This is a genomic window from Aeromicrobium sp. P5_D10 (genome assembly GCF_054049535.1).
The window spans coordinates 124,434-138,340 of sequence record NZ_JBFUME010000010.1; the positions used below are offsets into that span (position 1 = coordinate 124,434).

A 13,907-nucleotide genomic window follows, 5' to 3' on the forward strand; every position below is an offset into this window, starting at 1 on the left:
CGAGGCCAACGTCGTCCCCGGTACGAAATATTCGTGACCCATGATGACGTAAGAGAGGGCATGCATGCGCTCCCAGTCCCGTTCCCCGTTCCAGGCGCTTCAGACTCTGCCTCCGGCGCAGGGCCTGTACGATCCGGCCAACGAGCATGACGCGTGCGGTGTCGCCTTCGTCGCGACCTTGACGGGCGTGGCCAGCAACGACATCGTGGCCAAGGGACTCACTGCCCTGCGCAATCTCGACCACCGCGGCGCCGTCGGCGGAGAGCCGACAACCGGCGACGGTGCGGGAATCCTGATCCAGATTCCCGATGCGTTCTTGAGGGCAGTCAGCGGAATCGAGCTTCCCGAGCTCGGCGCCTATGCCGCAGGCATGGCCTTCCTGCCGCTCCAAGCCGAAGCTGCTGCCGAGGCTCGCGTGGCGATCGAGGCCATAGCGGTCGAAGAGGGTCTGACGGTCCTCGGCTGGCGTGACGTCCCGGTCAATCCCGAGATCCTCGGCAGCATGTCGCGCGGCGCGATGCCGTCGTTCGCCCTGATGTTCCTCGCGTCGGCGGGTGAGCAGCTGTCCGGTATCGCGCTCGACCGTGCTGCCTTCGGTCTGCGCAAGCGTGCCGAGCACGAGCTCGCGGTCTACTTCCCGTCGCTGTCGAGCCGCACCCTCGTCTACAAGGGCATGCTCACGACCGATCAGCTGGAGAACTTCTTTCCCGATCTGCGCGATGAGCGCATGGCATCGGCGCTGGCGATCGTGCACAGCAGGTTCTCGACCAACACCTTCCCGAGCTGGCCGCTCGCGCATCCGTTCCGCTTCGTCGCGCACAACGGCGAGATCAACACCGCGCGCGGCAACCGCAACTGGATGCGTGCCCGCGAGGCGCTGCTGGAGAGCGATCTGATCCCCGGCGACATCCAGCGGCTGTTCCCGATCTGCGATCCCCACGGCAGCGACACTGCGTCATTCGATGAAGTGCTCGAGCTTCTGCACCTGGGCGGTCGCACGCTCCCGCACGCCGTCATGATGATGATCCCCGAGGCGTGGGAGAACGACACCGACATGGACCCGGCTCGCCGGGCGTTCTATGAGTTCCATTCCTCGGTCATGGAGGCCTGGGACGGCCCCGCCGCGGTCTGCTTCACCGACGGTACGCAGATCGGCGCGGTGCTCGACCGCAACGGCCTGCGTCCGGGACGCTTCTGGGTCACCGACGACGGTCTCGTCGTCCTGGCGTCCGAGGCCGGTGTGCTCGACATCGATCAGAAGACGATCGTGCGCAAAGGCCGCCTCGAGCCAGGCAAGATGTTCCTGCTCGACCTCGATGAGCACCGCATCATCGAGGATCATGAGATCAAGAACGCCTTGGCCTCCGAGCACCCGTACGACGAATGGCTCTACTCCGGCCTGGTCCGTTTCGAGGATCTGCCCGACCTCGAGCACATCGTCCACACGCATGCCTCAGTCACCCGTCGTCAACAGGTCTTCGGATACACCGAGGAAGAGCTGCGGATCCTGATCGCGCCGATCGCGCGGACAGGTGCCGAGGCGATCGGTTCGATGGGCACGGATTCGCCGATCGCGGCGATCTCCGACCGTCCACGCCAGTTGTTCGACTACTTCAGCCAGCTGTTCGCGCAGGTCACCAACCCGCCGCTCGATGCGATCCGCGAAGAGGTCGTCACGTCACTGGCCGGCACGATCGGCCCTGAGCGCAATCTGCTGACCCCGAGCTCGGCATCGTGCCGCATGCTGCAACTGCCGTTCCCGGTGCTCGACAACGACGAGCTCGCCAAGATCCGGCACATGAACTCCGGCGGCGATATGCCGGGCTTCTCGGTGCACATCGTGCGCGGTCTCTACCCGGTCGACGGGGGAGGCGCGGCGCTCAAGGCCAAGCTCGACGAGATCTGCGCCGATGTCACTGACGCGATCGTCAACAAGGGCGCCCGCATCATCGTGTTGTCGGACCGGCACTCCAATTCCGATCTGGCCCCGATCCCGTCGCTGCTGCTGACCGGTGCGGTGCACCACCACATGGTGCGCGAGAAGCTCCGCACGCAGGCCGGACTCATCATCGAGGCCGGCGACGTCCGCGAGGTGCATCATGTTGCGCTGCTGATCGGTTACGGCGCCACCGCGGTCAACCCGTATCTGGTGCTCGAGACCGCCGAGGACCTGGCCCGCGAGAAGGTCTTCGTGACCGATGTCGCTCCCACTACGGCCCTGCGCAATGTGGTCTACGGTCTGGGTAAGGGCGTCTTGAAGGTCATGAGCAAGATCGGTGTCTCGACCGTCGCGTCGTACACCGGTGCGCAGATCTTCGAGGCGGTCGGCCTGTCGCACGAGGTCGTCGACGCCTACTTCACCGGCACATCGTCCAAACTCGGCGGAGCCGGGCTCGACGTCATCGCGCGGGAAGTGCGTTCGCGCCACATCAAGGCCTACCCGACCAGCGGGATCTCCGGTCCGCGCCGTCACCTCGAGGTCGGCGGCGAGTACCAATGGCGCCGTGGGGGACCAGAGCACCTGTTCGACCCCGAAACGGTGTTCCGCCTGCAGCACTCGACCCGCACGGGTTCGTACGACATCTTCAAGCAATACACCTCACGGGTCGACGACCAGTCCGAGAGGCTGTTGACGCTGCGCGGTCTGTTCAGCTTCAAGGACGGCCTGCGTGAACCGATCTCGATCGACGAGGTCGAGCCTGCCAGCGAGATCGTCAAACGGTTCTCGACCGGTGCGATGTCGTACGGCTCGATCAGCCAGGAAGCCCACGAGACGCTTGCGATCGCGATGAACCGTCTGGGCGGAAAGTCCAACACGGGCGAAGGCGGTGAGGATCCCGATCGTCTGTACGATCCTGAGCGTCGCTCGTCGATCAAACAGGTCGCGTCGGGACGTTTCGGCGTCACATCGGAGTATCTGACGAACGCCGATGACATCCAGATCAAGATGGCGCAGGGTGCCAAGCCCGGCGAGGGTGGTCAGCTGCCCGGACCCAAGGTCTACCCCTGGGTGGCCAAGACCCGTCACTCGACCCCTGGAGTCGGGCTCATCAGCCCGCCGCCGCACCACGACATCTACTCGATCGAGGATCTCAAGCAGCTGATCCACGATCTCAAGAACGCCAATCCGGTGGCGCGAGTGCACGTCAAGCTTGTCTCGGAGGTCGGCGTCGGTACTGTCGCGGCGGGAGTCGCCAAGGCCAAGGCCGACGTGATCTTGATCTCCGGGCATGACGGAGGCACCGGTGCATCGCCGTTGACCTCGCTCAAGCATGCCGGTGGGCCCTGGGAGCTCGGTCTGGCCGAAACGCAGCAGACCCTGCTGCTGAACGGTCTGCGTGACCGGGTTGTCGTGCAGGCCGACGGCCAGCTCAAGACCGGCCGCGACGTCGTGATCGCCGCGCTGCTGGGCGCCGAGGAGTTCGGTTTCGCGACCGCTCCGTTGGTTGTCAGCGGCTGCATCATGATGCGCGTGTGCCATCTCGACACGTGCCCCGTCGGCGTGGCGACTCAGAACAAGGCGCTGCGCGAGAAGTACTCCGGCAAGGCCGAGTACATCGTCAACTTCTTCAACTTCATCGCCGAAGAAGTGCGCGAGTACCTCGCGAGCCTCGGCTTCCGGACCATCGAGGAAGCCGTCGGGCATGCCGAGGTCATCGACGTCGACCAGGCCATCGGCCACTGGAAAGCCGACGGTCTCGACCTGTCACCGATCCTGTACGTGCCGGAGTTGCCCGAGGGCGCCTCGCTGCACAACACGACGACACAGGATCACAGCCTCGACAAGGCGCTCGACAACGAACTCATCGCGCTCAGTGCCGATGCGCTCGAACGGGGCGAACCGGTTCGGGCCCAGCTCGCGATCCGCAACGTCAACCGCACGGTCGGCACGATGCTGGGTCACGAGGTCACCAAACGCTTCCGCGGCGAGGGTCTGCCCGAGAACACGATCGACATCACCTTCCTTGGATCGGCGGGCCAATCATTCGGGGCCTTCGTACCCAAGGGCGTCACGCTGCGGCTCGAAGGCGATGGCAACGACTACGTCGGGAAGGGTCTGTCGGGTGGACGCATCGTGGTGCGTCCGCCACGTGAGGCGCAGTACACCGCCGAGGCGCAGATCGTGGCTGGCAATGTCATCGGCTTCGGCGCGACCGGGGGAGAGATCTTCCTGCGCGGCAAGGTCGGCGAACGGTTCTGCGTCCGCAACTCCGGTGCCAGTGCGGTCGTCGAAGGGGTTGGCGATCACGCGCTGGAGTACATGACCGGTGGACGCGTCGTCATCCTGGGCGTCACGGGTCGTAACGTCGCGGCCGGCATGAGCGGCGGATCGGCGTACATCCTGGATCTGGATGAGACGTTGGTAAACCGCGAAATGGTTGAGCTGCGGCCCGTACCGGCCGGTACGGGCGAAGAGTTGCGCGGCCTGATTGCCAAGCACTACGAAGAAACCGGTTCGGCCGTCGCCGAGTACCTGCTGGCTCATTGGGAGCAGTCGCTCCCGCGATTCACCGAGATCATGCCGGTCAACTACCGACTGGTGCTCGAGGCGCGCGACGCTGCCGAAGCCGAAGGACTGTCCGAAGAAGATACGACTGCACGCATGATGGAGGTGGCCGCACGTGGCTGATCCCAGAGGATTCATCACAACCCCCCGCGAGGTCGCCGAGCGCCGTCCGGTCGCCGAACGGATCAACGACTGGAACGAGGTCTACCCCGGGGGGCCGGGCAAGGCGCTGTTGCCGATCATCACCGAGCAGGCCGGACGTTGTATGGACTGCGGTATCCCGTTCTGCCACTCCGGCTGCCCATTGGGCAATCTGATCCCCGAGTGGAACGACCTGGTCTGGCGCGATGACTGGGACGAGGCGCTCGACCGGCTGCATGCGACCAACAATTTTCCGGAGTTCACCGGTCGGCTGTGCCCGGCGCCGTGCGAGACGGCGTGCGTCGTCGGCATCAATCGCGATGCCGTGACGATCAAGAACGTCGAGGTCTCGATCATCGACAAAGCCTGGGACGACCGCCGGGTCAGGCCCGAACCCACCGAATGGCTGACCGGTAAGACCGTCGCAGTCGTCGGTTCGGGACCTGCCGGGCTGGCGGCTGCCCAGCAGCTGACTCGAGCGGGTCACACCGTCGCGGTCTACGAGCGTGATGACAAGCCCGGTGGACTGCTGCGCTACGGCATTCCCGAGTTCAAGATGGAGAAGGTCCACGTCGACCGCAGGATCAATCAGATGGAGCGCGAGGGCACGGTATTTCGTACCGGCGTCCAGATCGGCGACACGCTGACCGGCTCACAGCTGAGTGATCGCTACGATGCGGTTGTTCTGGCCATCGGTTCGACGGTGCGCCGTGAACTGCCGGTACCGGGACGTGAGTTCGCCGGGATCCATCAGGCCATGGAGTTCTTGCCCCAGGCCAATCGCGTGGCACTCGGCGAAGAGGTCGAAGATCAGATCCTCGCGACCGACAAGGATGTCGTCATCATCGGCGGCGGTGACACGGGTGCGGACTGCCTCGGCACCTCGGTGCGTCAGGGTGCTCGTTCGATCACCCAGTTGGAGATCCTGCCCAATCCCGGCACGGACCGTCCGGGCAGCCAGCCGTGGCCCACGTATCCGATGATCTACCGGGTCTCATCAGCGCATGAGGAGGCCGGCGACCGGGTCTACTCGGTCTCCACCAAGGAGTTCATCGGCGACGCGAACGGTAACGTCAGCGCGCTGCGCCTCGTCGAAGTCGAATTCGTCGACGGCAAGTTGACCGAGATCGAAGGCACCGAGCGTGATCTCCCGGCCCAGCTCGTCCTGTTCGCGATGGGCTTCACCGGACCGGAGACCACCGGGCTCGTCGACCAGCTCGGCGTCGAACTCGACGAGCGCGGAAACATCAAGCGCGACAAGCAGTACATGTCGAGCGTCGACGGGGTCTTCGTCGCAGGTGATGCCGGACGCGGTCAGTCGCTCATCGTGTGGGCCATCGCAGAGGGACGCTCTGCCGCGGCCGGCGTCGATGCTTACCTGCAAGGATCGACGACCCTTCCGGTCCCGATCCTGCCGAATGCCCGTCCGCTGACGGTCTGATCTGTCCGCTCCTCGAGCTGGTCGAAAGGGCTCCTTTCGGCCGGCTCGAGGAGCGATTCTGTTTTTGTTGCGTGAAACTACAAACATGACTCGCGGGTAACCATTTGTCCTGACTAAGGTGGAGTCGTGAGAAGAGCCAAAATCGTTTGTACGCTCGGCCCCGCAGTGGGCGACGCCACCAAGATCGAGGAGCTGGCCGAAGCCGGCATGGACGTGGCCCGGCTCAATATGAGCCACGGGGACCAGTCCGATCACCGGCAGAATTTCGAATGGGTCCGTGCGGCCGCCGAGAAGTCCGGCAAGGCCATCGCGGTCCTGGCCGACCTCCAAGGCCCCAAGATCCGTCTGGGCCGCTTCGCCGAAGGCCCCATCCAGCTGGCCGTGGGTGACACCTTCACGATCACGACCGAAGACATCCTGGGCGATCAGCATCGCTGCGGGACGACCTACAAGGGCCTCCCGGGCGATGTCAACGCCGGCGACGAGATCCTGATCGACGACGGCCGCATGCGGCTGCGTGCGACCATCGTCTCCGAGACCGACGTGACCTGCGTCGTCGAGACCAACGGCCAGATCAGCAACAACAAGGGGATCAACCTTCCCGGCGTCATGGTCAGCGTTCCAGCGATGAGCGAGAAGGACGTCGACGATCTGCGGTTCGCGCTGCATCTCGGCGTCGACTTCATCGCACTGTCGTTCGTCCGCTCGGCCGACGACTACGACGACGTCCGCAAGATCATGGACGAGGAAGGCATCGTCCGTCCCGTCATCGCCAAGATCGAGAAGCCGCAGGCCGTCGACAACCTCGACGGCATCATGGACGCCTTCGACGGCGTCATGGTCGCGCGCGGTGACCTGGGTGTCGAGCTGCCACTCGAAGACGTCCCGATCGTGCAGAAGCTCATCGTGGAGAAGGCGCGCCGCAACGCCAAGCCGGTCATCGTCGCGACTCAGATGCTCGAGTCGATGATCTCGGCTCCGCGGCCCACCCGCGCCGAGGCGTCCGATGTCGCGAATGCGGTGCTCGACGGTGCCGACGCGGTTATGCTGTCGGGCGAGACCAGCGTGGGGGAGTACCCCATCCTGACGGTCCGTACGATGGCGCGCATCGTGGAATCGACCGAAGACCACGGCCTGCCGCGCATGGCAGCGTTCAGCTGGAAGGCCAAGACCAAGAGCGGCATCATCTGTCGGGCCGCGGCCGACTGTGCCGAGGCCGTCGACGCGCGGTTCGTCGTCGCCTTCACGACGAGCGGGGACTCCGCGCGGCGTATGACGCGCTATCGCTCGCGGGTGCCTGTCATCGCGTTCACGCCGTACGATCTCGTGCGCCGTCAGCTCGCGTTGAGCTGGGGGATCGAGACGTTCCTGGTCGCCGAGGTCAAGAGCACCGACGACATGGTCCTGCAGGTCGACCGGGCGCTGTTGGAGATTGACCGTTGCGCTCCCGGCAATCAAGTCGTGATCGTGGCCGGGAGCCCTCCGGGCATCCCCGGCTCCACCAACGCGCTGCGCATCCACAACATGGGCGATGCCATCAACCGGGTCTCACCGGCGTACGACCCGTCCTGACAGATAAAGAATCGGGTTCTGACCGCATATGCGCGGACAGAACCCGATTCTTTGTTTGTGCCGAGTGCGGGACTCGAACCCGCACGCCCTTTCGGACAATGGTTTTTGAGACCATCGCGTCTACCATTCCGCCAACTCGGCATGCTCACAAGCGAGCCGTATAACCTTCTCATGTGAATGTTGTGTCTTCGTCATCGGGATCCCGTCCAGCGCTCCGTGTCGTCATTGCCGAGGACGAGGCGCTGATCCGGCTCGATCTGGCCGAGATGCTCCAGGAAGAGGGCTATGACGTGGTAGCCCAGGCATCGGACGGTGAAGCCGCAGTCAAACTGGTCACCGAGCACCGGCCCGACCTGGTCGTGATGGACGTCAAGATGCCCAAACTCGACGGGATCGCGGCAGCGGCGCAGATCGCACAGGCGCGGATCGCGCCGGTCGTGATGCTCACGGCCTTCAGCCAGCGCGATCTGGTCGAACGGGCTCGTGAGGCAGGCGCGATGGCCTATCTCGTCAAGCCGTTCTCCAAGTCAGATCTGGTGCCGGCGATCGAGATGGCTCGCAGCCGCTTCGCCGAGATCATCGCGCTCGAACACGAGGTCGGTGATCTCACCGGGCAGCTGGCGAGCCGCAAAGTCATCGAACGGGCCAAGGGCCTGCTGCAAGAAGCCCTCGATATCAGCGAGCCCGAAGCCTTCGGCTGGATCCAACGCACGGCGATGGACCTGCGTCTCACGATGCAGCAGGTTGCGCAAAGCGTCATCGATCACGGCCCGGCGCTCGGCGAATCGGCCGAATAGCGTCGATTTCGCCGCTTGTGGGGCCTTGCACGGTTACAAAACGGCTACTTAACCAGACCGGCACGAAACGTTGACCCATTTGCGTCGTTAAAAGACTAAGTTCTGTCCTACGCATGGACTGTGGTGTACACCACAGTTTCTCGACCCATCCGGAGGATTGATGAAACGCAGTTCCACAACGATTCGCCTGGCTGCCGTGGCCGCCGCGAGCGCACTCGTTCTTGCTGCCTGTGGTGGTAGCGACAGCGCAGGCGACGACGACAAGAAGACCGACGCCCCTCCGGCCGCCAAGGGCGACGGGACGCTGACCATCGGTTCACTCCTACCGGCCACCGGCAGCCTCGCCTTCCTCGGCCCCCCGGAGTTCGCCGGAGTCGACCTCGCCATCAAGGACATCAACGCCGCCGGTGGCGTCAACGGCAAGGACGTTGTCGGCGTCAAGGCCGACTCGGGTGACACCGATTCGGGCATTGCTCCTGCCGAGACCGACAAGCTGCTCAAGGCCAAGTCCGACGTCATCGTCGGTGCCGCGTCCTCGGGCGTCTCGTTCACTGTGATCGACAAGATCATGTCGGCCGGCGCGGTCATGTACTCGCCCGCCAACACGTCGACCGACTTCGATCTGAAGGCGCCTTACGACAAACCTGACCTCTACTTCCGCACAGCGCCGTCCGACATCCTGCAGGGTGCGGTTCTCGCCAACCTGCTGGTCAAGGACGGCCGTCAGAACGTCGCGATCCTGGCTCGCCAGGACGCCTACGGTGAGACGCTGGCCAAGGAAGTGACCAAGAACCTCGAGAACGCCGGTTCGAAGGTCGCAGCTTCGGTGCTCTACAGCGAGAAGGCCGGACCGGGTGACTCGCAGATCACCGAGATCGCGAATGCGAAGGCCGATGCCGTCGTCCTGATCGCTTTCGAGGAGACCACGACGATCGTTCCGAAGCTGATCCAGGCCGGCGTGGCCCCGACCAAGGTCCCGACGTACTTCGTCGACGGCAACACCGCTGACTACAGCAAAGATGGCACAGCAACGCTGCCGCCCGGAACGCTGACTGGCACCAAGGGCACGATCCCCGGCGCGAAGGCGGGTGCGGACTTCCGCAAGCGTCTGCTGACGGTTGATCCTAAGCTGAAGGACTACACGTACTCGGCTGAGTCCTACGATGCCGTCGTCACGTCCTCTCTGGCCGCGATCGTGGCTGGCGACGATTCGGGCGCGGCCATCGCAAAGGCTCTCCCCGACGTCACCAAGGGCGGCGAGAAGTGCGACTCCTTCGAGAAGTGCGCCGAGTTGCTCAAGGCCGATCCCAAGGCCGACATCGACTATGACGGTGTCTCCGGCCCGATCGAGTTGAGTGATCTGGGTAGCCCGACGGCCGCCTCGATCGGCATCTACGAATACGACAAGGACAACAAGATCTCGCCGATCGACTACATCGCCGGCACAGTCTGACAGCTGGAGCTGGCAGTGCCCCCGGTCTTCGGACCGGGGGCACTGTTGTTTCATCGACGCGTATCAGTGAAACTTCAGGACTTGCAGCTTGCCGATCGGCTGCGGGCCTTCAGCCCCCAGCACGAATGCGTCGGTCGTGACGTACAGCTTGCTGTGACGACGTGTTCCGGTCCATTCCACGGCACCGGGTGCTGTCAGCGGCAAGGACTTGCGGTATGACGACCACGGCTTGATGAACGTCACCTGACCGGCTCCTGTTGCTCCCCCGAACAGTTCGGCCACCGCGATAGTTCCATCAGGTCCAAGGGCAAGATCGGTGGCGCCCACGAAGCCTCCTGCGACTTGACGGGCCTTGCCATTGTGCGGATTGACCTTGTACACCGCACCCCGTGCCCCGAGACTCGCATCCTCGGGTCCACCCGGCAATGACGTCACATAGAGCCATCCGTTGCGGGCTCTTTCGACGTCGGTCGGGACGAACTCGAAGTAGTACTTGTGTCCTGCCGCGCACGTAGGCAAGCCCTGTGCCTGCAGGGCCTCGGCTGTGACGACGGACCCTCGGGCCGGCAGGGTTGCCACGACCTTGGGCCTGGCATGACGCTTGTCAGTGCGAACCGAGAGGATCGCATTGGCGCCTGCGTCTGCCACGTAGACCTTGTTCTTGGCCGCATAGGACGCATAGGGATGGCTGTCGACGAGACCGGTGTACGACGCCGGATTGTCGGCCGGGAACTGGTCGATACAAGACTGGGGCAGATCCCGGAATCCATACGTCTTTCTCTGGTCCGGATTCTTGGCCGCTTCGAACGCGCGTAGATCAGCGATCCGCTTGGCCGGGTGTCCCTTGCGTTTGGCCCACAGAGCCGCGGCCGGTGAAGCTGGGTCCTGACCTGTTGTGGCCCAGTAGATCGTCCTGCCGCGCGTGGACACCGCTCCGAGCTCATTGCCCGGCGAAGCGGCTATCGTCGTGCGGGCGCCGTTGGAGCTGATTCGGGTCAGTTCGCCTTTGAAGTTCTGTGAGACGAGGGCACGGCCGTGAGCGTCGACCGCGAGGCTGAGCGGAGTCAGTAGGCCGTCGGCCCAGGTGCGTGCTTGCGACGGCGATGGATCACGGCCACCCGCAATGGCCGGGCCTGAGGTGACAAAACCGCTGACGAGCAGTGTTGCCGTAGCTGCGACGAGAATCTGCGAACTTCGTTTCATGACATTGCCTTTCGAGTGATCTAAATGAATTCCTCATTTCTCCCTTCGGCAAAATGTACGCCGGAGGTCACTCGAATGCGATGGTGCGAAATACGCGGAAAACCGCAGCGGTCAGTCGGTGTTCTGCCCCAGCGTGCCGAGGTAGAGTTCGATGACCTTGGGGTCGTTCGACAACGACCGCCCGGTGCCTGAGTAGGCCGTGGTGCCGTGGTCCAGGACGTAGCCGCGGTCGCAGATCTGCAGACAGCGTCGGGCGTTCTGCTCGACCATGATGACCGAGACGCCGGCTTTGTTGATATTGCGGGTCTGCACGAACACCTCGTCCTGCAGCACGGGGGACAGGCCCGCGGACGGCTCGTCGAGCAGCAGGACGGACGGGTCCATCATCAAGGCGCGACCCATCGCGACCATCTGACGCTCGCCGCCGGACAGCTGACCTGCACGCTGCTTGCGCCGTTCCCCGAGGCGTGGGAACAGATCGGTCACGAACTGGAAGCGCTCCGCGAACCGCTTGGGGTCCTGGTAGCAGCCCATCTCGAGGTTCTCCTCGATCGTCAGGCTTGGGAACACATTCTCGGTCTGCGGGACGAAGCCGATCCCCTTCGACACGAGCTGGTCGGCGCGTTGGTTCGTGATTTCATCGCCCTTGAGGGTCACGCCTCCTTCGTGGATCCTGACCAGGCCGAACAATGACTTGAGCAGGGTCGACTTGCCGGCGCCATTGGGACCGATGATCCCGACGAGTTCCCCGGGCTGGCAGTACAGATCGGCACCGTTGAGGATGTTGACGCCGGGCAGATAGCCTGCGATCAGGTTGTCGGCCCGCAGCACCGCTCCGTCGGCGTTCGACAGGTGCTTCTCGCGCTCGGTCTGGATCGGTGTCTCGGTCATGACTGTGTCTCCTCGGCCTCGGCGTCGAGCTCGGCTTCGGCGGCTTGTTCGAGCTGCTCGATATCGATCTCGCTAATGTCCTCGCCGTGATGTGCGCCGAGGTACGCGTCGATGACCCGCTGATCGGCCATGACCGATTGCGGAGTGCCCTCCGCGACGATCTGTCCTTGGGCCATGACGATGACCCAGTCGGAGATGTCGCGCACCATGTCCATATCGTGCTCGACGAATAGGACCGTCCGTCCTTCGTCGCGCAGTGACTTGACGTGGCCAAGCAGCGACTGCTTGAGGGCCGGGTTGACGCCGGCCATCGGCTCGTCGAGCATGATCAGCTCGGGGTCGACCATCAGGGCACGAGCCATCTCGAGCAGTTTGCGCTGACCGCCTGACATCGTGCCGGCGAAGTCCTCGCGTTTGGCGTCGAGTTTGAACCTCTCGAGCAGCTGATCGGCGCGTGCGGTGTTGGCGCTCTCCTGTGACTTCCACAGGGATTTGAAGATCGCGGACCAGAATTTCTCGCCCGTCTGGCCCGTCGCGCCGAGACGCATGTTCTCGATCACCGTGAGCTTGGACAGCACTTTGGTGAGCTGGAACGTGCGGACCATACCCAGTCGTGCGACCTTGTAGGCCGGGACCTTGGCCAGCGACTTGCCATTGAACGACCAGTCACCTGCATCCGGCTCGTCGAAGCCGGTCAGCAGATTGAACAGGGTCGTCTTGCCGGCGCCGTTGGGACCGATCAGCGCGGTGATGACACCGCGTTGGATCTCGATGTGTTCGACATCGACTGCCTTGAGTCCGCCGAACGTGCGGGTGATGTTGCTGCCCTTGACGATCGGATCAGGCTTGGCGGCACCTGGTTCGTTTGAGACTCCTGCGAGTGCTGCGCGGGCGTCACTGAGTTCAGCGGCCATCGATTGCGATCTCCCTTCGGTCTCCGAAGATTCCTTGCGGTCTGAAGACCATCAGCAGCATGAGCCCGAGTCCTAGGAGGATCAGGCGGACCAGGCTGGCTTGGGTTTGAGTCATGATCCAGTCGGGGATGATCGGGTCGGTGCCCTTGGTCGCTTCACTGAAGAAGGAGCCGATCCCGGCGATGAGGAACCAGAAGATCATCGAACCCACGACCGGCCCGAGGACCCGGGCGGCGCCGCCGATCAGCAGGGCCGCGTAGGCATAGAACGTGAACGTCGTGTTGAAGTCGGACGGCACGGCCGAGGCCTGCTTCAGGATGTGGAAGACACCCGCGATACCGCCGAAGATGCCGCCGAGTACGAGGGCCTGCATCTTGTAGGCGAAGACATTCTTGCCCAGCGAGCGGACGGCGTCCTCGTCCTCGCGGATCGAGCGCAGCACACGCCCCCAGGGGCTGCGCATCAGCGCCCAGACGAGCAGGCAGCTGAGCGCTACCAGCGCCCACCCCACCGTGGTGGACCACAGATCGTTGCGGCTGAACGAAACGACTCCCAGGTCGAGGCCCTTATCGAAGGGGTTGAGGTCCTGATACGGCCGGGCGAACCCGGTCAGACCATTGGAACCACCGAACGTGTCCTTGAACTCGACCGCGCCGAACACCAGGCGCAGGATCTCCGAGGTCGCGATCGTCGCGATGGCCAGATAGTCGGCACGAAGCCGAAGCGTCGGCACACCGAGTACGAGTGCCAGCAGCACTGCCGCGAGCATCGAGATGATCAGGCCTGCCCAGAACGGCAAGTCCCAGGTGACGACGCTGACGGCGAGGCCGAAGGCGGCGATCGACATGAAGCCGGCCTGGCCGAAGTTCAGCAGCCCTGTGTAGCCGAAATGGACGTTGAGCCCGATGGCGGCGAGCGCGAAGACGATGGCCTGGGGGCCGAGGGCCGCTGACAGTGCGGCGTCGATGACTGTTCCGAAGTCCATGAT

General features: G+C 64.0%; 9 protein-coding genes and 1 tRNA gene. 5 read left to right on the forward strand and 5 right to left on the reverse strand.

The features are described from left to right. Nucleotides 1-64: 64 nt before the first annotated feature. The 3 genes from gltB (at nucleotide 65) to pyk (ending at nucleotide 7,661) form a co-directional block, all read left to right on the forward strand. On the forward strand, nucleotides 65-4,630 hold the full coding sequence (gene gltB, locus ACXJKC_RS18225; RefSeq protein ID WP_456698159.1) for a glutamate synthase large subunit: 4,566 nt from the start codon (nucleotides 65-67) through the stop codon (nucleotides 4,628-4,630). Further along, nucleotides 4,623-6,089, forward strand: a complete 1,467-nt coding sequence (locus ACXJKC_RS18230) for a glutamate synthase subunit beta (RefSeq protein WP_456698160.1) — start codon at nucleotides 4,623-4,625, stop codon at nucleotides 6,087-6,089. Before gltB ends, ACXJKC_RS18230 begins: the two co-directional genes overlap by 8 nt. Before the next feature lie 126 nt (nucleotides 6,090-6,215). Next, nucleotides 6,216-7,661, forward strand: a complete 1,446-nt coding sequence (gene pyk, locus ACXJKC_RS18235; RefSeq protein WP_456698161.1) for a pyruvate kinase — start codon at nucleotides 6,216-6,218, stop codon at nucleotides 7,659-7,661. Nucleotides 7,662-7,719: 58 nt separating this feature from the next. Here pyk and ACXJKC_RS18240 read toward each other — a convergent pair. Then, nucleotides 7,720-7,802, reverse strand: a tRNA-Leu gene (locus ACXJKC_RS18240). A gap of 32 nt (nucleotides 7,803-7,834) precedes the next feature. On the opposite strand from ACXJKC_RS18240, the gene ACXJKC_RS18245 reads away from it, so the two are divergent. Together ACXJKC_RS18245 and ACXJKC_RS18250 are read left to right on the forward strand one after the other, a co-directional pair. Beyond that, nucleotides 7,835-8,458, forward strand: coding sequence for an ANTAR domain-containing response regulator (locus tag ACXJKC_RS18245; protein WP_456698162.1), 624 nt, complete (start codon nucleotides 7,835-7,837; stop codon nucleotides 8,456-8,458). Nucleotides 8,459-8,618: 160 nt separating this feature from the next. Further along, the gene (locus ACXJKC_RS18250; protein ID WP_456698163.1) at nucleotides 8,619-9,911 is read left to right on the forward strand and encodes an ABC transporter substrate-binding protein; all 1,293 of its coding nucleotides are present in this window, start codon (nucleotides 8,619-8,621) and stop codon (nucleotides 9,909-9,911) included. Between the two features lie 63 nt (nucleotides 9,912-9,974). On the opposite strand, the gene ACXJKC_RS18255 is transcribed toward ACXJKC_RS18250, so the two are convergent. The 4 genes from ACXJKC_RS18255 to ACXJKC_RS18270 form a co-directional block, all read right to left on the reverse strand. After that, nucleotides 9,975-11,114, reverse strand: a complete 1,140-nt coding sequence (locus ACXJKC_RS18255; RefSeq protein WP_456698164.1) for a ScyD/ScyE family protein — start codon at nucleotides 11,112-11,114, stop codon at nucleotides 9,975-9,977. 111 nt (nucleotides 11,115-11,225) lie between these two features. Then, complete coding sequence (locus tag ACXJKC_RS18260) at nucleotides 11,226-12,005, reverse strand: ABC transporter ATP-binding protein (RefSeq protein ID WP_456698165.1); 780 nt, start codon at nucleotides 12,003-12,005, stop codon at nucleotides 11,226-11,228. Beyond that, nucleotides 12,002-12,919 (reverse strand): ABC transporter ATP-binding protein, encoded by a 918-nt coding sequence (locus ACXJKC_RS18265; protein WP_456698166.1) that lies wholly within the window; start codon nucleotides 12,917-12,919, stop codon nucleotides 12,002-12,004. The genes ACXJKC_RS18260 and ACXJKC_RS18265 overlap by 4 nt, the downstream gene beginning before the upstream one ends. Continuing rightward, entirely contained in the window at nucleotides 12,909-13,904 is a 996-nt protein-coding gene (locus tag ACXJKC_RS18270; RefSeq protein ID WP_456698167.1) for a branched-chain amino acid ABC transporter permease, read from the reverse strand. The genes ACXJKC_RS18265 and ACXJKC_RS18270 overlap by 11 nt, the downstream gene beginning before the upstream one ends. Between the last annotated feature and the right edge of the window lie 3 nt (nucleotides 13,905-13,907).

What these genes read in the sequence shown, in the direction of transcription:
- gltB (WP_456698159.1), top strand. Translation starts at nt 65, where the DNA reads ATGCGCTCCCAGTCCCGTTCCCCGTTCCAGGCGCTTCAGACTCTGCCT.
- ACXJKC_RS18250 (WP_456698163.1), top strand. Translation starts at nt 8,619, where the DNA reads ATGAAACGCAGTTCCACAACGATTCGCCTGGCTGCCGTGGCCGCCGCG.
- ACXJKC_RS18255 (WP_456698164.1), bottom strand. Translation starts at nt 11,114, where the DNA reads ATGAAACGAAGTTCGCAGATTCTCGTCGCAGCTACGGCAACACTGCTC.
- ACXJKC_RS18260 (WP_456698165.1), bottom strand. Translation starts at nt 12,005, where the DNA reads ATGACCGAGACACCGATCCAGACCGAGCGCGAGAAGCACCTGTCGAAC.
- ACXJKC_RS18265 (WP_456698166.1), bottom strand. Translation starts at nt 12,919, where the DNA reads ATGGCCGCTGAACTCAGTGACGCCCGCGCAGCACTCGCAGGAGTCTCA.
- ACXJKC_RS18270 (WP_456698167.1), bottom strand. Translation starts at nt 13,904, where the DNA reads ATGGACTTCGGAACAGTCATCGACGCCGCACTGTCAGCGGCCCTCGGC.